The sequence below is a fragment of the Nonomuraea sp. NPDC050786 genome (assembly GCF_040654115.1).
GTDB lineage: Bacteria > Actinomycetota > Actinomycetes > Streptosporangiales > Streptosporangiaceae > Nonomuraea.
In genome coordinates this window covers 237,903-258,530 of the sequence record NZ_JBFAHJ010000005.1, presented here as the reverse complement: position 1 = coordinate 258,530, position 20,628 = coordinate 237,903, and the positions used below count along the sequence as shown (strand labels likewise).

Annotated in this window: 19 protein-coding genes and 1 riboswitch; of the genes, 10 read left to right on the top strand and 9 right to left on the bottom strand. The window is 70.2% G+C overall.

The features are described from left to right. The first annotated feature begins 161 nt into the window (after positions 1-161). Positions 162-542 carry a nuclear transport factor 2 family protein gene (locus AB0H84_RS13220; protein ID WP_357602696.1) on the top strand — a complete coding sequence of 127 codons (381 nt, stop codon included), beginning with the start codon at positions 162-164 and terminating at the stop codon, positions 540-542. A gap of 143 nt (positions 543-685) precedes the next feature. On the opposite strand, the gene cimA is transcribed toward AB0H84_RS13220, so the two are convergent. Further along, the gene (cimA, locus tag AB0H84_RS13215; protein ID WP_357602693.1) at positions 686-2,263 is read right to left on the bottom strand and encodes a citramalate synthase; all 1,578 of its coding nucleotides are present in this window, start codon (positions 2,261-2,263) and stop codon (positions 686-688) included. A gap of 217 nt (positions 2,264-2,480) precedes the next feature. Then, a complete protein-coding gene (locus AB0H84_RS13210; protein ID WP_357602691.1) occupies positions 2,481-3,125 on the bottom strand; it encodes a thioredoxin domain-containing protein in 645 nt (214 codons plus the stop codon). 59 nt (positions 3,126-3,184) lie between these two features. On the opposite strand from AB0H84_RS13210, the gene AB0H84_RS13205 reads away from it, so the two are divergent. Then, the gene (locus tag AB0H84_RS13205; RefSeq protein ID WP_357602688.1) at positions 3,185-3,829 is read left to right on the top strand and encodes an O-methyltransferase; all 645 of its coding nucleotides are present in this window, start codon (positions 3,185-3,187) and stop codon (positions 3,827-3,829) included. A 46-nt stretch (positions 3,830-3,875) separates the two neighbouring features. Here AB0H84_RS13205 and AB0H84_RS13200 read toward each other — a convergent pair whose 3' ends face one another. Continuing rightward, positions 3,876-4,973, bottom strand: coding sequence for a branched-chain amino acid aminotransferase (locus AB0H84_RS13200; RefSeq protein WP_357602685.1), 1,098 nt, complete (start codon positions 4,971-4,973; stop codon positions 3,876-3,878). A 214-nt stretch (positions 4,974-5,187) separates the two neighbouring features. Then, on the bottom strand, positions 5,188-6,234 hold the full coding sequence (locus AB0H84_RS13195; protein WP_357602682.1) for a 3-isopropylmalate dehydrogenase: 1,047 nt from the start codon (positions 6,232-6,234) through the stop codon (positions 5,188-5,190). Between the two features lie 98 nt (positions 6,235-6,332). Beyond that, positions 6,333-6,476: riboswitch (cyclic di-AMP (ydaO/yuaA leader) on the top strand. 30 nt (positions 6,477-6,506) lie between these two features. Here AB0H84_RS13195 and AB0H84_RS13190 point away from each other — a divergent pair. After that, the gene (locus AB0H84_RS13190; RefSeq protein WP_357602679.1) at positions 6,507-7,073 is read left to right on the top strand and encodes a C40 family peptidase; all 567 of its coding nucleotides are present in this window, start codon (positions 6,507-6,509) and stop codon (positions 7,071-7,073) included. A 41-nt stretch (positions 7,074-7,114) separates the two neighbouring features. Here AB0H84_RS13190 and AB0H84_RS13185 read toward each other — a convergent pair whose 3' ends face one another. Further along, on the bottom strand, positions 7,115-8,281 hold the full coding sequence (locus tag AB0H84_RS13185) for an ROK family transcriptional regulator (protein ID WP_357602676.1): 1,167 nt from the start codon (positions 8,279-8,281) through the stop codon (positions 7,115-7,117). A 98-nt stretch (positions 8,282-8,379) separates the two neighbouring features. On the opposite strand from AB0H84_RS13185, the gene AB0H84_RS13180 reads away from it, so the two are divergent. Genes AB0H84_RS13180 through AB0H84_RS13160 form a run of 5 tightly spaced genes read left to right on the top strand, consistent with a single transcriptional unit; the run spans position 8,380 to position 13,031 of the window. Beyond that, positions 8,380-9,462, top strand: coding sequence for a sugar ABC transporter substrate-binding protein (locus AB0H84_RS13180; RefSeq protein WP_357602673.1), 1,083 nt, complete (start codon positions 8,380-8,382; stop codon positions 9,460-9,462). Next, positions 9,463-10,182: an ATP-binding cassette domain-containing protein gene (locus tag AB0H84_RS13175; protein ID WP_357602670.1), complete on the top strand. Its 720-nt coding sequence runs from the start codon at positions 9,463-9,465 to the stop codon at positions 10,180-10,182. Next, a complete protein-coding gene (locus tag AB0H84_RS13170; protein ID WP_357602666.1) occupies positions 10,179-11,363 on the top strand; it encodes a sugar ABC transporter permease in 1,185 nt (394 codons plus the stop codon). The genes AB0H84_RS13175 and AB0H84_RS13170 overlap by 4 nt, the downstream gene beginning before the upstream one ends. Continuing rightward, positions 11,360-12,211, top strand: coding sequence for an ROK family protein (locus AB0H84_RS13165; protein WP_357602663.1), 852 nt, complete (start codon positions 11,360-11,362; stop codon positions 12,209-12,211). Before AB0H84_RS13170 ends, AB0H84_RS13165 begins: the two co-directional genes overlap by 4 nt. Before the next feature lie 4 nt (positions 12,212-12,215). Beyond that, positions 12,216-13,031: a class I SAM-dependent methyltransferase gene (locus AB0H84_RS13160; RefSeq protein WP_357602660.1), complete on the top strand. Its 816-nt coding sequence runs from the start codon at positions 12,216-12,218 to the stop codon at positions 13,029-13,031. A gap of 388 nt (positions 13,032-13,419) precedes the next feature. On the opposite strand, the gene serA is transcribed toward AB0H84_RS13160, so the two are convergent. Continuing rightward, complete coding sequence (gene serA, locus AB0H84_RS13155) at positions 13,420-15,009, bottom strand: phosphoglycerate dehydrogenase (protein WP_357602657.1); 1,590 nt, start codon at positions 15,007-15,009, stop codon at positions 13,420-13,422. Between the two features lie 239 nt (positions 15,010-15,248). On the opposite strand from serA, the gene AB0H84_RS13150 reads away from it, so the two are divergent. Continuing rightward, on the top strand, positions 15,249-16,103 hold the full coding sequence (locus AB0H84_RS13150; protein WP_357602654.1) for a hypothetical protein: 855 nt from the start codon (positions 15,249-15,251) through the stop codon (positions 16,101-16,103). A gap of 58 nt (positions 16,104-16,161) precedes the next feature. Here the strand turns inward: AB0H84_RS13150 and AB0H84_RS13145 are convergent, their stop codons facing one another. From AB0H84_RS13145 to AB0H84_RS13135, 3 genes are read right to left on the bottom strand one after another with little or no spacing between them, the layout of a single operon-like run. Then, the gene (locus tag AB0H84_RS13145; RefSeq protein WP_357602651.1) at positions 16,162-18,717 is read right to left on the bottom strand and encodes an FtsX-like permease family protein; all 2,556 of its coding nucleotides are present in this window, start codon (positions 18,715-18,717) and stop codon (positions 16,162-16,164) included. After that, positions 18,714-19,397, bottom strand: coding sequence for an ABC transporter ATP-binding protein (locus AB0H84_RS13140; RefSeq protein WP_357602648.1), 684 nt, complete (start codon positions 19,395-19,397; stop codon positions 18,714-18,716). Before AB0H84_RS13140 ends, AB0H84_RS13145 begins: the two co-directional genes overlap by 4 nt. Then, positions 19,394-19,906 (bottom strand): PadR family transcriptional regulator, encoded by a 513-nt coding sequence (locus AB0H84_RS13135; protein WP_357602645.1) that lies wholly within the window; start codon positions 19,904-19,906, stop codon positions 19,394-19,396. Before AB0H84_RS13135 ends, AB0H84_RS13140 begins: the two co-directional genes overlap by 4 nt. A gap of 89 nt (positions 19,907-19,995) precedes the next feature. Here AB0H84_RS13135 and AB0H84_RS13130 point away from each other — a divergent pair, with 89 nt between their 5' ends. Further along, positions 19,996-20,547 carry a DUF1707 and FHA domain-containing protein gene (locus tag AB0H84_RS13130; RefSeq protein ID WP_357602642.1) on the top strand — a complete coding sequence of 184 codons (552 nt, stop codon included), beginning with the start codon at positions 19,996-19,998 and terminating at the stop codon, positions 20,545-20,547. Positions 20,548-20,628: the final 81 nt, after the last annotated feature.

Here is a 20,628-nt window from a genome sequence, read left to right as displayed (position 1 = left end):
GCAAGCAGGAGACGCCGGCCGGCACGCCGGTGGCGTTCAAGCCCGCCCTGGCCGGCTCACCGATCGGCTCTCCCGGGCGCCATATTGCGAGGCTTACCGGCGATTCGCCATTACATCCCATGTAATCGACAGGACGAGCGCGTTGCGGCGATGGTGCTCGCATGACGGAGAAGAGCGTCACCGAACGCAACAAGGAACTCGTCCTGCGCGGCTTCGCGGAGTTCGCGGCGGGCAACATCGAGGCACTGCGCACCTTGATCCGCGAGGACTTCATCGAGCACAGCCCGGGAAACCCCTCGGGGAGGGACGCGTTCATCGAGTTCGTCGCGAACTCCCCGGTCGCCAGGTCCCGCCTCGACCTCAAGCGGGTGATCGCCGAGGACGACCACGTGGTGCTGCACTATCTCATGATGCCGCCAGGGAGCGAGCGCGGGATCGCGGTGGTGGACGTGTGGCGGCTGGTGGACGGGCAGGTCGTGGAGCACTGGGATGTGGTGCAGCCGGTGCCCGAGCCAGGCGAGATACCGAACGGGATGTTCTGAGCGAGACCGGGGAGCGCGAGGGGCCGGCAGGCCCCTCGCCGGGGCGAAGGGGGCGCGGGTCCCCTGGGAGGCGCTGCCCGAAGGTCCCGTCGCGCGAAGCGCGTCCCGTTGCGGAGGACCATGCTGTTGCGCCCCGGAAAGCTTCAGGCGGTTTTGTGGCCGGCGCGTAGGAGGCCGTAGGTCACCGCTTGCTCGAGTGCCTGCCACGACGCCTCGATGATGTTCTCCGCCACCCCGACCGTGGCCCACTCGGCCGTGTCGTCGCTGGAGGTGATGAGGACCCGGGTGATGGCGCCCGTGCCGTGGGTGCCCTCCAGGATGCGGACCTTGTAGTCCACCAGTTCGAGCTTCGCCAGCTCGGGGTAGAGCTTCTCGAGCGCCAGGCGTACCGCCTTGTCGAGGGCGTTGACGGGGCCGTTGCCCTCGCCCGTCGCGACGATGCGCTCGCCCTTGGCGTGGAGCTTGACGGTGGCCTCGCTGACCAGCTCGCCGCCCTTCGTGCGCTCCACGATGACGCGCCACGACTCGACCTCGAAGTGGCGCCTGCGCTCCCCCTGTACGGTGTCGCGCAGCAGCAGCTCGAACGAGGCGTCCGCGGCCTCGAAGGTGAAGCCCCGCGACTCCAGGTCCTTGACCCGCGCCACCAGGCTCTTGGTGTTCTCCGGGGTCAGTTCGTAGCCGAGCTCGCGGCCCTTGAGCTCCACCGAGGCGCGGCCGGCCATGTCGGAGACGAGCATGCGCATGTCGTTGCCGACGGCGGCCGGGTCGATGTGCTGGTAGAGGTTAGGGTCGACCTTGATGGCGCTGGCGTGCAGGCCGGCCTTGTGGGCGAAGGCGGACGTGCCGACGTACGGGGCGTGGGAGTTGGGGGTGACGTTCGTCACCTCGGTGATCGCGTGGGCGACGCGGGTCATGTCGGCCAGGGCGGCCGGGGGCACGAGGTCGAAGCCGCGCTTGAGCTGGAGGTTGGCCACGACCGTGAAGAGGTTGGCGTTGCCTGAGCGCTCGCCGTAGCCGTTGGCGCAGCCCTGGACGTGCGTCGCGCCCGCCTTGACGGCGGCCAGGGTGTTGGCGACCGCGCAGCCGGTGTCGTCGTGGCAGTGGATGCCGACCCTGGCGCTGGTCTGTACGGCCTCGTGGACGATCTCGGCGAGCTCGTCGGGGAGCATGCCGCCGTTCGTGTCGCACAGGGCGATGACGTCGGCACCGGCCTCGGCGGCGGTCCTGATGACCTCGAGCGCGTACGCCGGGTTGGACCGGTAGCCGTCGAAGAAGTGCTCGGCGTCGAGGAAGACTCGCTGGCCCTCCGCGCGCAGGTGGGAGACCGTGTCGCGGATCATCGCGAGGTTCTCCTGGAGAGTCGTGCGCAGGGCCAGCTCCACGTGCCGGTCGTGGCTCTTGGCGACAAGAGTCACGACCGGCGCGCCGGATTCGCGCAACGCGGCCACCAAGGGGTCGTCGGCTGCCTTCATACCGGCCCGGCGGGTCGCGCCGAACGCGGCAAGTTGCGCGTGCTTCAGGTCGAGCTCTGTTCGAGCGCGCCTGAAGAACTCTGTGTCCTTGGGGTTGGCGCCCGGCCAGCCCCCTTCGATGAATCCGACGCCCAGACCGTCCAGCTGGCGCGCGACGGCAAGCTTGTCGGCGACGGTGAGGTTGAGCCCCTCCTGCTGGGCGCCGTCACGCAGCGTCGTGTCGTAGACGTGGAACCGGTCGTCGGCCATCAGTCTCTCTTCTCTCGAAAGTTCTCTGGGAAGGTCCCTGGAAAGGTCCTGGAAAACAAAAAGACCCCTCACGGACGTGAGAGGTCTGCGCGCTGGCGGTGTCCCTTTTCAGCCAGCGCGCCTGCCGATAATGAGCAGACCGTAGAACATGGTGCCACCCAGTCTGCCACATGAATTCACCATCTGGCACACCGATCTCACCTCATGGGACGGTCCGCTACACGGTGACGCCGTCGCCACCGGTGATGACGCGCTCCAGCGTCGCCGCGTCGAATGCCTCGTTGCCCAGCATCTGGCCGTTGAGGAGCACCGTCGGCGTGCCCTGCAGCCGTACCTTCGCGGTCTCCTCCAGATGGGCCTGCGCGTACGACTGCGACCTGACGCATTCGTCCACCGTGGCCCCCGCCTGCCTGGCCGCCTTGACCAGGTCCTCGACGGCGAACCCGGACGCCTCGCCGTGCGGCGCCGGCTGCATGGCGTACAGCTCGTCCCTGAAGGCGAGCCAGCTGTCCTCGGGGACGCAGCGGGCGGCAGCGGCGGCGCGGATGGAGTTCGAGCGCATGGGCTCGTCCTTGAAGATCGTCACAGGGTGGAAGACGACCTTGACCTTGCCCTCCATCGCGAGCTTCCTGATGGTCGCGTCTACTCGGGTGTGAAGTTCCTTGCAGATGGGACAGTCGAAGTCCTCGTACAGGTCGAGCACGGGAGCGTGGCTCGACCGGTCGGCCAGGACCATCGAGCCGTCCACCTGGCGGGCCAGCCGCACCTCTTGGGACGACTCGCCCGGCTCCGAGAACGCCAGCACCCCGAGTACCGCGATGGCCACGCACGCGAGCGCCACCGCCAGCAACCGCTTCATCATCTGCCCACTCTCACGTCATTGATCGCGCAGACACTACCTGAAACCGGAAGAATGGCCGCATGAAGGCATATCTCCTTGACGCCGCCGTCGCCCAGTACGTCTTCGCCCACTCCACCCCGCCGGACCCCCTGCTCGAGGAACTGGCCAAGGAGACGGCCGAGTCCACGGGGGACGCCGCCGGCATGCAGATCTCCCCCGATCAGGGCACCTTCCTGACCATGATTACCCAGCTCGTGGCGCCCCAGGTCGTCGTGGAGGTGGGTACGTTCACCGGTTACTCGTCCGTGTGCATCGCCAGGGGGCTGTCCGGCGGGCGGCTGCACTGCTTCGACGTGAGCGAGGAGTGGACGTCCGTCGCCCGCCGCTACTGGGAGCGGGCGGGGGTGGCCGACCGGGTGACGCTCACGCTCGGGCCCGCGCTGGAGACGCTCGCCGCCTTCGACCAGACCATCGACCTGGCCTTCATCGACGCCGACAAGGGCAACTACCCCGGCTACTACGAGCTGGTCATGGAGCGCCTGCGGCCCGGCGGGCTGATCCTGGCGGACAACACGCTGCGCCGGGGGCACGTGGCGGACCCGGCGCACGAGGAGGCGACGACCGTGGAGATCAGGCAGTTCAACGACCTGGTGATCGAGGACCCGCGGGTGACCGTGCTCATGCTGCCCGTCGCGGACGGCATGACGATGATCAGGAAGAACTAGCCGGGAACGTGCTGGCCGGGCCCCGCAGGGACCCGGCCACCTCACGCTAGGCGATCTTGTGGATCCAGTTGTGGGGGTCGGGGCGGGCGCCGTACTGGATGCCCACGAGGTCCTCACGCACGCGCATCGTCACGGGACCGGGCGTGCCGTCCCCGACCGTCCAGGAGCGGTCCGCGCCCCTCACCGAGCCCACCGGCGTCACCACGGCCGCCGTCCCGCACGCGAACACCTCGGTGAGCTCCCCGGACGCGCACCCGGCCTGCCACTCCTCGACCGAGATCAGGCGCTCCTCGGTCTCCAGGCCCAGGTCGCCGGCGAGCTCCAGGATCGAGTCCCTGGTGATGCCGGGCAGCAGGGTGCCGGTCAGCGCGGGGGTGACGAGCTTGTCGCCGAAGACGAAGAAGAGGTTCATCCCGCCCATCTCCTCGACGTACTTGTGCTCGTGGGCGTCCAGCCACACCACCTGGTCGCAGCCGTTCTCCACCGCCTGCCGCTGCGCCACGAACGCCGCCGCGTAGTTCCCGCCGCACTTGGCGAAGCCCGTGCCGCCGGGGGCGGCACGCGTGTACTCGGTGGACAGCCACACCGAGACGGGCTTGATGCCGCCCGTGAAGTACGAGGCCGCCGGGGAGGCGATCACCATGTACTTGTACATCTTCGACGGGTAGTTGACGCCCAGCCCCGCCTGGGTGGCGATCATGAAGGGGCGCAGGTAGAGGCTGTGACCCTCGGTCGTCGGCACCCACTCCTTGTCGGTCTCGACGAGGAGCTCGAGCGACTCGACGAACGTCTCCTCGGGCAGCTCCGGCATGGCCATCCGGAGGGCCGACTGGTTGAAGCGGGCGGCGTTGGCGTACGGGCGGAACGTCACGATCGAGCCGTTGGTCTGGCGATACGCCTTGAGCCCCTCGAACAGCTCCTGCGCGTAGTGGAAGACCGAGGTGGCCGGGTCGAGCGAGAGCGGGCCGTACGGCATGAGCCTGGCGTCGTGCCAGCCCTGCCCCTCGGTGTAGTCGATCGAGATCATGTGATCGGTGAAGATCTGCCCGAAACCGGGGTTCGCCAGTACCTGCTCTCGCTCGGCAGCGGTGCGAGCGTGGTCGGATAGCTGCACATCGAAGCTGAGCTTCTGAGCGATGGTCATGACGGAGGTCCTTCTCTCTGCGAAATCTGCCCAAACCTACAGGAAGCTGCGGATAGGCGACGGTGGTCGGCGCTGCCCGCGGGCAGCCCCGTACTTCTTATTGTCTCGCTATATGGGATGGCAAGCGGCCAATGGGGTGGTTAGGCCGTTTGGACGCCAAAAAGCGCCCGGCGGTCCTCTGCGGACCACCAGGCGCTCGTGGGGCTAGGCGGTCCTAGCCGGATACTCGCGCGGTGATGTCGTCACCGATCTCGTGCGTGGTGCGGCCGGCCCAGCCGGTCAGCCGCTCGAGGATGTCCTCGGCCACCGCCTGCTCGACCTTGGCCGCCTCGGCGTGCAGGCCGAGGTGGTCGAGGAGCATGGCGACGGACAGGATGGTCGCGGTCGGGTCGGCCTTGCCCTGGCCGGCGATGTCGGGCGCGCTGCCGTGCACCGGCTCGAACATGCTGGGCGCGGTCCGCTCGGGGTTGATGTTGCCGCTGGCGGCCAGGCCGATGCCGCCGGCGATGGCCGCGCCGAGGTCGGTGATGATGTCACCGAACAGGTTGTCGGTGACGATCACGTCGAACCGCTCGGGCTGGCTCACGAAGAACATCGAGGCCGCGTCGATGTGGCAGTAGTCGGTCGTGACCTCGGGGAACTCCTCCGCCACGCGGTTGACCGTGCGCTGCCACAGGTCGCCGGCGTAGGTGAGCACGTTGGTCTTGTGGACGAGCGTCAGCTTCTTGCGGGGGCGCGACTTGGCCTTCTCGAACGCATACCGCACGACGCGCTCGACGCCGTAGGCGGTGTTGAGCGACTCCTGCGTGGCGATCTCATGCGGCGTGCCGCGCCGCATGGCGCCGCCGGTGCCCGCGTAGAGGCCCTCGGTGCCCTCACGGACGACGATCATGTCGATGTCCTCGGCGGGCGTGTCGGCCAGCGGGGTCTCCACGCCGGGGAAGAGCTTGACCGGGCGCAGGTTGACGTAGTGGTCGAACGCGAAGCGCAGCTTGAGCAGCAGGTCGCGCTCGAGGATGCCCGGCGGGACGCTGGGGTCGCCCACGGCGCCGAGCAGGATCGCGTCGTAGCCGCGCAGCTCCTCCAGCACCGCGTCGGGCAGGGTCTCGCCGGTGCGGTGGTAGCGGGCTGCTCCGAGGTCGTAGTGCGTGGGCTCGATCTTCGTGCCCACGGCCTCCAGGACCTTGAGGCCCTCGGCCACGACCTCGGTGCCGATGCCGTCACCGGGGATGACTGCCAGACGGATGTTACGCGACTCCATGGGCCGTACCTTACCGCGTCGTCTCGACTGACGAACACTCCATCTCATTTCTCGGACGTCCGTTTTGTGCGTATTGCGGTTCTTTGACCGTTTCGTTAGAGTCCGTCGGGCCTAATCCACGCAGCGGTTGCGTGGAGCCGGGGACCCACCTCCCCCCTGGGGCGAATCGGCATGCACCGCCGTAGGGCTACTTCCAGGCCCGAGCCCGTCAGCTAACCCGGCCGGCCGCATGGAAGGACAGACCCCTGTCTCGCATTGCCATTGCCCTGGCGGTGGGCGCCGCCGGACTCCTCCTGGCCACCCCTGCCCAGGCTTCCCCCAAGGAAGACCCCACCACCCTGACCGACCCCACCACACTGACCGGTGCCGAGATCAAACGCATCCGGGAACAGCAGGCGCCGAAACCCGCCTGGAAGATCGCCCTCGACTTCGCCATGAGCAAGCGCGGCACACCGTACGTGTGGGGCGGCGCCAGCCCGAGAGGGTACGACTGCTCCGGGCTCATGCTCAGGGCGTACGAGCATGGGGGGATCGAGCTCCCCCGCACCGCCGCCGAACAGTACGGCGCGTTCTCCAAGAAGATCGCCTGGAAGGACCTCAAACCCGGCGACCTCGTCTTCTTCCACGGCCTCGGGCACGTCGGGATGATCTCCCGGCCCGGCTACATGGTCCACTCGCCGCACACGGGTGACGTGGTCAAGGAAGAGCGCCTGACCGACTGGCGCAGGGACTCCTTCGTGGGCGCCGTCCGCCCCGACCCCAAGGGCGTACGCCTCTGGGCCAGGCTCAAGGAGCAGCGCCGCGCACCGGCGCCCGCCACGTTCAAGGCGACCCTGTAGAAAACGCACGGCAAGGTCCGCCCGCCTTCCCCGAGCCGTGCTCAGGGAAGGCGAGCGTCGAAGATGAGGTCCCAGGCGCGGGTCCTGGCGTGGGCGACCGCCCCCAGCAGGACGCCGCTGTCGCCCAGCGTGCTGGCCACCACCATCGGCCGCAGCGGGCCCAGCTCGGCGATCCGGGCCTCGATGGCCGCGCCCAGCAGGTCGAGGTTGCGGCCCACGCCGCCGCTGAGCACGATCACCTCGGGGTCCAGCACCGCCGCGACCGCCACCAGCAGCCCCCCGATGCGGCGGCCCTCGGCCTCCACCACCGAGCGGGCCACGGCGTCGCCGGAGGCCGCCGCGGCGAAGACCTCCTTGGCCGTGTCCAGGGTCAGGCCGGCGGCGCGGGCCGCGCGGACGACGCCGGGGGCCGCGGTCACCGCCTCCGTGGCGCCGTGGGCCAGGGCGTCGTCGGGCGGAGGCGCGGGCTCCTCGGCGGCGGGCACGTAGGAGACCTCGCCGGCCGCCCCGCGGGCGCCGACGTACAGCTCGCCGTTGATCACGATGCCCATGCCGACGCCGGTCCCGATGGACACGAGCGCGAAGTTGCCCTTCCCGCGCCCCTCCCCGTGCACGTGCTCGCCGACGGCGGCCAGGTTGATGTCGTTCTCGATGACGAGGTCCACCTCCAGCGCGGCGCGCAGGCGTTCGGCCAGGTCGGGGCCGGGCAGGTTGGGGGCGAACTCCAGGCGGCCGAGAGCGGGGTCGTACACGCCGGGCGACCCGACGACGGCGCACGCGATGGACGGCCAGTCGAGCTCGGCCTCCCGAGCGGCGGCCCGGCACAGCTCCCCGACCAGGAGGGCCAGCTCGGCGGAGGTACGGGCGGTGTTGCGTCCGTCGGTCCGGCCGGCGAACGTGCCGCGAAGGTCGGCGACGGCGACCCTGATCCAGTCGCGGCCGATGTCGATGCCGGCGACGTGGGTGGCAGCGGCGTTCACGTCGTACAGGGACGTGACGGGCCCGGGACGGCCGGAGAGCTCCCCGACGAGATGGACGAGCCCGTCCTCCTCCAGCCCGGCCAGGGCCGCGGAGACCGTGGGCTTCGACAGGCCGGTGATCTTCGCGAGGTCGGTACGGGAGGCGGGGCCGTGCTCCTGGAGGTGGTCGAGCAGGCGGCGCTCGTTCAGCACCCGAAGCAGGCGCGGATTGCCCAGGTCACCCCGCATCGTCCAACCTCCTCGAAAGAAATCTAGCCAACGAGGCTGATAGTAAATTACCTTTCTTACCAAGCACAGGGGCGGCACATTCGGAAGGACGAAGTGCGATGCACCGAGCATGGCGATCAATCCCTGTCGCGGCGGTCTTACTGGCCGCCGCCTGCGGGAACACCACAGGCACCACGACCACGACCACGCAGAGCCAGGGCGGCAGGACGATCGCGCTGTTCCTGCCCGAGTCCAAGACCACCCGGTACGAGGCGTTCGACCGCCCCCTCTTCGAGGCGAAGGTCAAGTCGCTCTGCCCCGACTGCAAGATCCTCTACAGCAACGCCGAGCAGGACGCGCCCAAGCAGCAGCAGCAGGTCGAGGCCGCGCTCACCCAGCAGGCCGACGTGCTGGTCCTCGACGCCGTGGACGCCAACGCGGTGGCCCCGCTGGTGAACCAGGCCAAGCAGAAGAAGGTCCCGGTCATCGCCTACGACCGGCTCATCTCGGGCATCGACTACGCGTACTACGTCTCGTTCAACAACGTACGGGTCGGCGAGATGCAGGGCCAGGCGCTGCTCGACGCCATGAACGCCAGGGGGACGACGGCGAAGGGCGAGATCGTGATGATCCACGGCTCGCCGACCGACCCCAGCTCGGCCGATTACAAGAAGGGCGCCAAGAGCGTGCTGGACGGGAAGGTGAAGGTCGGCAGGGAGTTCGACACGCCGGACTGGAGCCCCGACAAGGCGCAGCAGCAGATGGAGCAGGCGATCACCGCGCTCGGCAAGGAGAACATCACGGGCGTGCTCTCCGCGAACGACGGCATGGCGGGCGGCGCGATCGCGGCCATGAAGCGCGCGGGCTACAAGCAGCTCCCGCCGATCACCGGCCAGGACGCCGAGCTGGCCGCCGTGCAGCGCATCCTCACAGGCGAGCAGTACATGACCATATATCTCGACATCAGGGCCGAGGCGGAGAAGTCCGCCGAGCTGGCCGTCGCCCTCGCCAAGGGCGAGCAGCCTCCCGCCCCCGCCAAGGTCAACAACGGCGCCGCCGACATCCCCGCCTTCCTCCTCGACCCCATCCCCATCACCGCCGACAAGATCAAGGACACGATCGTGAAGGACGGTTTCTACACCCCCGCCCAGATCTGCACGGCCGAGGTCAAGGCCGCCTGCGCGAAGCAGGGCATCCAGTAGATGCTCTCGGCGACAGGCATCTCCAAGAGGTACGGGGCGGTCCAGGCGCTCGACGGGGCCCGCCTGGACCTGAGCCCCGGCGAGGTCGTGGCCCTCATGGGCGACAACGGCGCCGGCAAGTCCACCCTGGTCAAGACCATCTCGGGGGTCGTGACCCCGGACGAGGGCACGATCACCGTGGACGGCTCGCCGGTCAGGATCGCCAACCCGCACGACGCGCAGGCACTCGGTGTCTCGACCGTCTACCAGGACCTCGCGCTCTGCGAGAACCTCGACGTGGTGGCCAACCTGTTCCTGGGCACCGAGCGCCGCCGCTGGTCGCTGCTGCGTCACCTCGCCATGGAACGCGCGACCCGCGAGCTCCTCGCCCAGCTCGACGTGCGCATCAGGGACATCAGGGTGCCGGTCGCGATGCTGTCAGGCGGTCAGCGCCAGTCGGTGGCCATCGCCAGGGCGCTGATCGGCGAGCCCCGGCTGGTCATACTCGACGAGCCCACGGCCGCGCTGGGCGTGGAGCAGACGGCGCAGGTGCTGGCGCTGATCGGGCGGCTGCGCGAGCGCGGGCTCGCGGTGCTGGTCATCTCGCACAACCTGGCCGACGTGCGCGCGGTGAGCGACCGCGTGGTGGTGCTGCGGCTCGGCCGCAACGCCGGTGAGTTCCGTACGGCCACCGCCTCCCAGGAGGAGATCGTGGCCGCGATCACGGGGGCGGGAGAATGACCGACACGCTGGTACGCAGGCCGTACACGCCGAAGGTCGCGGTCGAGCGGCTCCGCCAGGGGGACGTCGGCGCGTGGCCGGTGGTCGCCGGGCTGGTGGCGATCGCGATCGTGTTCAGCACGCTCAACGACCGCTTCCTCTCCCCCGAGAACCTCACCAACCTCGTCCTCCAGATGGCCGCCACCGGCACGATCGCGCTCGGCATCATCATGGTGCTGCTGCTCGGCGAGATCGACCTGTCGGCGGGCTCGGTCAGCGGCCTGTGCGCCACGATCATGACGATCGTCCACGTCAAGCAGGGCTGGAACCCGCTGCTCGCCATCGTGCTCGCACTCGCCGTCGGGGCGGCGATCGGGCTCCTGCACGGGGTGATGCTGACCAAGCTGCGCATGCCCTCGTTCGTGGTGACGCTGGCCGGGCTGATGGGCTGGCTCGGTCTCCTGCTCTACCTGCTGCGGCAGGGCGGGACGATCAACCTGCCGTTCACCGGCTTCATCTCCAAGCTGAGCGACACGTGGCTGCCCGGCTGGCCGGCGTGGGCGGTCGCGGCGGGACTGGTGGCCGTGTCGGCGGGCGCCTCGCTCGTCGCCAGGAGGCTGCGGCTGGCGGCAGGTCTGCCGGTAACGCCGCTGTGGTGGCTGCTCGCGAAGGCGGGCGGGCTGGCGGTGCTGCTCGCCGCGGCGGTGCTGGTCATGTCGGCGGACCGCGGCGTGCCGCTCCTGCTGATCATCTTCGGCACGCTGGTGGTGCTGCTGGATCTCATGCTCAGGCACACCGCGTTCGGACGGCACGTGTACGCGGTCGGCGGCAACGCCGAGGCCGCCAGGCGCGCCGGCATCAACGTCACGAGGATCAGGATCCTGGCCTTCATGCTGGCCTCGACGCTGGCGGCGGCCGGCGGCATCCTCGCCGCCAGCCGCCTGTCCGCTGTCAACCAGGGCTCGGGAGGCAGCGACATCCTCCTCATGGCGATCGCCACCGCGGTCATCGGCGGCACCTCACTGTTCGGCGGGCGCGGCCGGGCGTATGACGCGCTGCTCGGCGTCCTGGTCATCCAGGCCATCACCAACGGCATGTACCTGCTCAGCGTGGACTCCTCAGTGCGCTTCATGGTGACGGCCGGGGTGCTGGCGCTGGCCGTGGCGATCGACTCGCTCGCGCGCAGGGGCGTCGCCCGGTGAGCCGGGTCCTGGGCATCGACGTGGGCGGGACGAAGGTCGCCATCGGGGTGTCCGGCTCCGACGGCCCGGAGCTCTCGGCCCGCGTCCGCCTGGACACCGGGCCCGGCACGCTCGCGCGGGCGCTCGCGGCGGCCCGTGCCCTTGAGGATTCGCCGGCCGCGGTGGGCTTCTCGACGTGCGGGGTGATCCGCGATGGCGTCGTACGGCTCGCCCCGAACGTCCCCGGCTGGGAGGGACTCGAACTGCCGAGGCTGCTTAGGGAGGAGTACGGCGACATCCCGGTGGCCATCGACAACGACGTGAACGCGGCGGCCGCGGCCGAGCTGCGCTGGGGCGCCCTTCGCGGGGTCTCCACAGGCGTCTATGTGAACCTCGGCACCGGCCTGGCGGCGGCCCTGGTGGTGGACGGGCGGGTGGTGCCGGGCGCCCACGGCGCGGCAGGCGAGATCGGCTACCTGCAGGTCTCGCCCGGGGAGCCCGCCTTCGCCGACGGCCGGGCGCCCCTGGAGGAGCGCGTCTCCGGCGGCGCGCTGGCCGCCCGCGGCTCCGCCCTGCTGGGCCGCCCAACCACGGCGGCGGAGCTCCTGGCCGAGGCGGGCGCGCGGGAGCTGGTGGAGGAGGCGCTGCGGACCCTCGCCATGAGCGTGGCCAACCTGTGCGTGGTGCTCGACCCCGAGTGCCTGGTCGTGGGCGGCGGCATGATGGGCGCCGCGGACCTGATCATGCCGAGGCTGGCGGCCGAGCTCGCCCGTGCGGTGCCGTTCCCGCCGGAGCCGCGCCCGGCCAGGTTCGCGGGCGACGCCCCCTTGCTGGGCGCGCTTGCACTGGCCCGCGCGGCGTTAGCGTAGAGGTATGGCGCCGGAGAAGGTGCAGCTGAGCGAGGAGAAGGCCACCCTCCTCGCCACTCTGTACGGCCGGGCGCTCGACGCGAGATCCAGACGCCCGATACTCGGCGACGACCTGGCCGTCGAGGCGGTCAAGCAGATCGACTTCGATTTCCGCAGGACCGGCATGACCCGGGCCCTGGGCGCGGCCGTCGCGCTCAGGGCGCGCTTCATCGACCGGTGGGCCGCCGAGTACCTCGCCACCCACCCGGATGCCACCGTGCTCCACCTGGGCTGCGGCCTCGACACCCGCTTCCACCGGCTGGCGCCGCCGCCCACCGTCCGCTGGTACGACGTCGACTATCCCGACGTCATCGAGCTGCGCGGCCGGCTCTTCCCCGAGCGGCCGGGCCACCGCGTGATCGCCTCGTCGGTCACCGACCTGACGTGGCTGGAGCAGGTCCCGGACGACGTCCCCGCGCTGGTCGTCGCCGAGGGCCTGCTCTACTATCTCCTCCCGGACGACGGCCGGGCACTGCTGCGGGCGATCGTGGACCGCTTCCCCGGCGGGCAGTTCGTCTTCGACGCCGTGAACTGGCTCGGGGTCCGCCTGCAGAAGCTCAACAGGCCCGTGCGGAAGGCCGGGGCCACGCTCCGCTGGGGCATCGACGGCCCGCGCGAGCTGGTGGCGATCCATCCGAGGCTGCGCTGCGTCAGCGCGGTGAGCGCGTTCGACATGGGCGGGTTCGACCGCCTGTCGGCGCCGCATCGGATCTCGGCCTGGATCGCCGGGGCGCTGCCGGGGGTGAAGCGGTCGGCGATGTTCTACCGGCTCGAGTTCTGAGGCGCCCCGCCGTTGTCCCGGCGGTCCAGGGCGATCTGCACGGCCTCCGCGGCCTCGTCCTCATGCTCTTCCGAACGGTTCCAGGCATACATGTCGTACATGTGACTCATCTCATTTCGCGAGCGTTCCAGAGGGGGACGTCGAACCCCCGTCTCACGTACCGGACGGATGGGACTTACTGGCCGACACAACGCCACTCACCGCGGCGAGTCGTCGACCTGCCCTAACAGGCCCCGCCGCGGCAGGTAATAAGTACGAGCACCTGGCGCATTACCTGAAACAGTACCTCAGCAATCTCGTTGGATGTCCTAGTATCTCGCATGCTGAGACGCAAAGGGGGCCGCCCCCGGAACGATCCGGTGGCGGCCCCCAAGAGAGGAAGGCGCGGTCAGTCCTCCAGGTCCACCGAGCGGCCGCTGTCAGCGCCGATCTCGCTGACGATCTGGTCGATCACGTCGGCCGGGATCGCGGAGTCGACGGTCAGCGCGATGAGCGCCTTGCCGCCCTTGGTGGAGCGGGCCACCTGCATCGAGGCGATGTTGACGCCGTGCTCGCCGAGCAGGCGGCCGACCACGCCGACGATGCCGGGACGGTCGGTGTAGGTGAAGAACGCCAGGTGGGCCGTCGGCTCGATCTCCATCTCGTAGCCGTTGACCTCGACGATCTTCGTGATCTGGCGCGGGCCGGAGAGCGTGCCGGAGACCGAGACCTGACGGCCGTCGGCCAGCAGGCCGCGCACGGTGACCACGTTGCGCCAGTCGGGGCTCTCCGAGCTGGTCACCAGCTCCACGGTGAGGCCGCGGTCCTTGGCCAGCAGCGGCGCGTTGACGTACGTGACCTGCTCCTCGATCACGTCGGTGAACACGCCCTTGAGCGCGGCCAGCTCGATCACCCGCACGTCCTCGGAGGCGATCTCGCCGCGCACCTCGACGTCGAGCTTGGTGGCGACCTCGCCGGCCAGCGCGGTGAACACGCGGCCGAGCTTCTCGGCCAGCGGCAGGCCCGGCTTGACGTCCTCGGCCACCACGCCGCCCTGGACGTTGACCGCGTCCGGCACGAACTCGCCCGCGAGCGCCAGCTTCACGCTCCGCGCGACCTGGGTGCCGGCCTTCTCCTGGGCCTCGTGCGTGGAGGCGCCGAGGTGCGGCGTGACGACGACCTGGTCGAGCTCGAACAGCGGGCTGTCGGTGCACGGCTCCTTGGCGAACACGTCGAGACCGGCGCCGGCGACGCGGCCCTCCTTGATCGCGGAGTAGAGCGCGCTCTCGTCCACGATGCCGCCGCGGGCGACGTTGATGATGCGCACGGACGGCTTGACCTGGTGCAGCTCCCTGTCACCGATGAGACCGAGGGTCTCCTTGGACTTGGGGAGGTGGACGGTGATGAAGTCGGCCTGCTTGAGCACCTCTTCCAGGCTGAGGAGCTTGACGCCCATCTGCGCGGCGCGGGCGGGCGGCAGGTAGGGGTCGTAAGCGATCAGCTCGACGCCGAACGGCTGGAGCCGCTGCGCCACCAGCTGGCCGATCTTGCCCAGGCCCAGGATGCCGATGACCTTCTCGTCGAGCTCGACACCGGTGTACTTGGAGCGCTTCCACTCCCCGTTCTTCAGCGCGGCGTGGGCCTGGGCCGTGTTGCGCGCGCTGGCCAGGATGAGGGCCACGGTCTGCTCGGCGGCGCTGGTGATGTTGGAGGTCGGCGCGTTGACGACCATGACACCGGCCTTGGTGGCGGCTTCGACGTCGACGTTGTCGAGACCGACCCCGGCGCGGGCGACCACGCGCAGCTTGGGCGCGGCGGCGATGGCCTCGGCGTCGACCTGCGTGGCGGAGCGGACGATCAGGGCGTCCACGTCGGCGAGGGCGGGCAGCAGCTGGGAACGGTCGGCGCCGTCGGTGTGGCGGACCTCGAAATCAGCACCGAGTACGGCGAGGCCTGCCTCGGACAGCTCTTCTGCGACCAGAACGACGGGCTTGTTCACTGGTGTGGATCCTTAACGGCACGGCGGGCTTCGGGGGACGCGTCCACGGATCCCCCGGCGGTCCTACAGAGTGTATCCACCGCTTGTGAACGTGTTCACGAGGCACCCACGATGTGAGACGGGCCCCGCCTACCCGTAAGGCCACAAACTCATCCACTCCGCGTACATCTTTGTCTTGATCGGGAGATTTATTCGCCATTAGCCTGATAAGCCGTGGCCGAGTACCTAGGGTTCGTCTTATGAGCATCGGGAATCCTGCGCTTGCCGACGTGCTCGCCCAGCATGGCACCCCGCATCGCCTGCTGAGCGCTCTCGCCGACGGTGGAGTCCTGGTGGCAGTGCGACCAGATCGCTCAGTCGTCCTCGGGACGACGCAAGCCGGTGACCGGGTGCTGCTCGGTTACACCGGTGCTGCCACCTACGCCAGGCACCGCGGCAGCCATTCCCTATCGGCGTGCGACGCCGACACCATCCTGGACATCCAGCGCGTCACCGGCGTGCGGGAGATCGTCATCGACGCGGCCGGACCAGCCGCCGCGGCCGTGCCCATCGACGACCTCCAGCGCTTCCTCACCTCGACGCGTACCGGGCCGACGCCCGTCCTGTCAGGGGCGGCGCCGGCGGCGTACGCGACCGGGGCGATGGCGACCGTGTCACGCGGCGCCGCGCTGGCCCAGGTGGCGCCACCGACGCCGCAGGCGCCCACGCTGCCGTGGGTGCCCGCGCCCCGGCCGCACCTGTCGGGGCCCATGCAGCAGGTGGACCCCGGATACCGGCGGTGCACCCATCCGATCCTGCCCGCGCTGCGGCAGGCGATCGGACAGCTGCTCATGGACTTCCCGCTCGTGCACCATGTGTGGATCTCCGAGGCGCGTACGGCGTCCGGAGCTCCAGGCATCATGTTGCACGTGAAGGTGCACATGTCGGCGGCCGAGGACGTCGTACGCGACCTGCACCGCCTGGTCCGCGCCCGCCTGCCGCAGTTCGCGGCCTCCGGGGCGCCGATCCTCATGGCCCGGGTGGCGGACGCGCGCAGCGAGCGCCGGATGATCGAGATCGGCGCCCACGTGGTGTGCGCGAGCGTCACCGACTGACGCGGAGAATGGCGGAACGGGGCCCGGAAGTCCGGGCCCCGTTCGCCGTGCCGTGGGCTCAGACCACCCTGCGCGCGAGCGTCATCCGTGTCCGCGCGCACAACCCGGCCACGACCGCAGCCAGCAGAGGCAGCCCCACCACGACCGCGGCCAGGAAGAGCCAGGGGATGGCGATCACCTGGGGGCCTGCGTACACCTCCATGCTGGACCGGGTCAGCGGCCAGGTCAGCGCGATGCCACTGACAGTGCCCCCGACAAGCCCGACCAGGGCGCCGAGTCCGGAGATGTAGGCGGCTTGGGCCGCCACCACGAGCCTTCGGACCCGCGGCGGACCGCCGACGGCGGTCAGGGTGTCGAGGTCCTGGCGCATGTCGGCGGCGGCCAGCCCGGTGGCCGCGAACGTGCCGCCGAGCACAAGGACCAGCGCGGCTCCGAGCAGCACCAGGAGGACCATGAAGCGGTCCTCGCCATACCCCTTGTTCACGTCGGCGAAGGCGCCCTCGCCGACCAGGATCGTGATCTCGGTGTTCAGACCCAGGTCGTCGTCTGGGACGTAGGACGTGTAGAGGACCCGCTCCACCGCCTTGAACCCTGCCGCGGTCATCGCCGACGCCGGGATGATCACGCCGGTCTGGGAGGCGTCGGCCGCTTTCGACACCACGGCAGGCACCCGCAACGACTTGATCGGCTTGTTGTCTTCGGCAACCAACGGCCTCACCTCCAACTCGACGAAGCCGTCACGCACCAGGCGCGGGTCGAACGCCACGGCCTTGCCCGCCGCCAGCGCCGCGGCGGCCTGCGGATCCCGGCGTCCCTGGAGGAAGCCGAGCACCCGCTCGTCCCCCACAGGCATGCGGACGAAGTAGAGGTCGGGAGAGCGGCAATCATCCTTCGTGCAGTACTTCGTCCAGGCGACGTTCACGGCCAGGGGCTCGCCCCGCGCGTCCGTCACGGCCGGCCCGGTGACCAGGCTTCCCGCCGGCACCTTCCCCTTGACGAACGCCCGCAGTTTGGCCCAGGCCTGATCATCCAGGCCCATGCCTTCGAACGTCGTGGTGCCCATGGGGGTCACCGTGCCGTGATTCGCCTCCCGGTCGGCGTAGGAGCTGTCGGCGCCGATGCCGAGGGCGACCGCCCCCATGGTGGCCGCCATCACCGCCGCGGCGGCGGAGGCCGTACGGACCCGGTGGCGAGAGGCGTCACGCACGGACAGGCGCAACGGGAGCGGCAGCCGCCCCGCGAGCCGTCCCGTGACCTGGACCAGCCACGGCATCAGCGCGACGAAGCCGAGCACGACCGGTACCGAGGCCACCGCGACGGACAACAGCGTGCCCCTCACGGCCCACACGTTCGCCGCCACCCCCAGCGCCACCAGCGCGATCCCGAGGAGCGGCCGGCCCGCGCGGCCGTGCGTGTCCACCGCGGCGCGCCCCGCCAGCACCTGAACGGGACTCTGCCGGCTCGCCTGGATCGCGGGCACGATCGCCGCGGTCAGCCCACTGACCACGCCCAGCACGGCCACGCCGAGCACCTGGACCCACGGCACATCCGCGGGACCGTGCCACCAGTCCAGCGAGCGGGCCAGGTACGACTCCGCCACCAGCCCGGCGCCGATGCCGAGCGCGGCGCCGGCCAGGGCCGCGAGGCCGCCGAGCACCAGGCCGTCGGCCAGCACGATCGCCTTGAGCTGCCGCCCCGATCCGCCCTGTGCGGCGATCACGGCGAGCTCCCTGCGCCTGCGCCGCAGCCCGACCGCGAAGGCGGGCCCGGCGAGCAGGACGGTCTCCGTCACGATGAGCACGACGGCGACACCCAGCTCGACCAGCCCGTGCAGATCCCGTGGCCCGGAATCGTCGAAGTCGGAGCTCTCGATCACGGCGCGCGAGCTGACGGCCAGGCCCGCCTGGTTGAGCCGCCGCACGTCCGTCCACTGGACGGGGGCGGCGGTGTCGATCAGCCAGCCGCTGCTGTTGCCGTCGTTCTGGTGCTTGAGCAGCCCGTCCGGCAGTGCGAGCATCTCGAGAATGCCGGGCCGGTTCGGGTTCTCGGCGACGCCGACCACCCGCACAATGCGGTCCGGCCGCCACACCTTGACGGTGTCGCCGATCCGGATGCCTCTGTCGGCCATCTCGGGCGAGACCGCCACCTCGCCCGGCGCGGCGGCGAACCTGCCCTCGACCAGGCGGCGCATCCCGCTGGTCAGGGGGTCGCGCAGATCGGCCTCCACCACGTCCATCCGGTGGTAACCGCCCGGCAGACGGGCCTCCACCGTGCTCTGCTGCCAGCGGAGCAGGCGACCAGGGAGCAGCGTGCCGATCTCGGCGGGCGTCCACTGCCGCTCGGAGCGCTTCGCATCGGGCTGCGAGCCGGACTCGCCGGAGACCATCTGCCTGACGGGGGTGCGGAACGGGAAGGTCAGGATGCGGGCGTCGGCCGCGCCCAGCAGGGTGCCGAGCTTCTCCGGTGGGCTGACGCTCGTGGTGGCGGAGCTGGTGAGCACCGCCGTGATGACCAGGACGGGCAGCCCGATCATCACCATGATCAGCGCGGTGCGGCCCTTGAAACGCAGGGCGTCCCTGCGGGAGATGCGCAGCGCGGCGCCGAACGCGCTCATCTGGCGCTCTCCAGCCGCACGGCGTTCGACTCCGCGATCAGGCCGTCACGCAGGTAGACCACCCGGTCGGCCCACGCCGCGTAGCGCGGCTCGTGGGTGACGAGCAGCACCGCGGCGCCCTCGTCGCAGCGGGTGCGCAGTAACTGCAGGATCTCGTCGCCGGTGGCCGTGTCGAGCGCGCCGGTCGGCTCGTCGGCCAGCAGCAGTCGCCGCTCGCCCGCCAGTGCCCTGGCGATGGCCACGCGCTGGCGCTGCCCGCCGGACAGCTCCTCGGGGAACCTGCCGGCGACCTCGCCGGCCCCCACTTCGGCGAGTACGGCCAGCGCCTCCTCCCGTGCCCGCCCGGAGCGGACGCCGTCGAGCTCTCTGGGCAGCATCACGTTCTCGGCGGCGGTCAGGGACGGGATCAGGTTCAGGTCCTGGAAGACGTACCCGACGCTGCCGCGCCTGAGCTTGGCGAGGTCCTTCACCGTGGCGAGGTCCTGGCCCTCGATCGTCACACTGCCCGAGGTGGGCCGGTCGAGGCCGCCCGCCACGTTGAGCAGGGTCGACTTGCCCGAGCCGGACGGGCCCATGACCGCGACCAGCTCCCCAGCCGACACCTCCAGGCTCACCCCCTTCAGGGCGTGCACCTGGCCGTGCTCGCGGGTCACGTCCCGCAAACTCACCACCACAGTCATGACGTCTTCTTCTCCTTGGAAACGGCCTCGCAGTGGTCCAGCCAGCGCTGCTCCGCCTCGGCCTTGAAAATCAACGAATCGAGGACCAGCCGCTGCGCCGTACCGCCGGTCGCGGCCCGCTTGGCCCTCGTGAGCTCCTGCAGCGCGCGCATGGTGGCCGCGCGCTGGGTCTGGATGACCTCGGCGACGTCCACGTCACCGGCTACGGCCATCGCGATCTTGATGGCCAGTTCGTCCCGAGGCCGGTCGGTCTGGGCGACGGGGGTGCTGAACCATCGCTCCAACTCCTCCCGACCGGCCTCGGTGATCGTGTAGACCGCGCGGCCCTGCTCGTCGGCGCCCCCTGGCGCCACCAGGCCGTCACGCTCAAGGCGGGAGAGCGTCGTATAGACCTGGCCGATGTTCAGCGGCCAGGTCGCCCCTGTGGACGCCTCGAACTCCACCCGCAGCTGATAGCCGTAGCGCGGTCCGCTGCTCAGCAACGCGAGCAGTCCGTGTCTGATCGACATGAATACTGAGTATGCATACCGAGTATGCTCCCGGCAACTGATCTCGCATATTCTGGACAGCGAGCGGCATCCAGTCCGATACTCGCTACATGAGTTCCACGCATCCGCCCTTTCGCGCGTCCGACGGGGAACGCGACCGCGCGATCGAGGAGCTCAAGCACCGGGCCGTGGAGGGCCGGCTCTCGCATGACACGTTCGTGGGCCGGGTGGACCAGGCGCTGCGGGCACGCAGCCGGCACGAGCTCGACGAGCTGGTCGCGGACCTGCCGCAGCGGCCCTCATTCCGGCAGCGGCTGACCGACGCCGTCGCCTCGGTCTCCGAGTTCACCACCCGGCTGCAGTCGGCGTGGCGGCGTCCCCGGCTGCCCCGGCTGGCGCTGCCCGACGACGACCGGCTCCGTTACGTGGTGGGGCGGGGGTCGGCGTGCGACCTCGTGCTGGCGGATCTGACGGTGTCCCGGGTCCATGCCGAGCTGCGGCGCGAGGACGACGGCGGGTGGATGCTGGTGGACCTGGGCTCGCTCAACGGCACCCGGCTCAACGGGTGGCGCCTGGTGGGCCCCGCGCGGGTGCGGTCGGGTGACGAGATCTCGTTCGGCGACTGCGGGTTCCTGCTGACCTCGGGCCAGCCGTCCCTCTGACGTCGCGGCCTCTCGCAGGCCGGCCCCTCATAGACCGGCCAGCCGACAAATACGGATATTTGCGGATTACATGGGCGCTGG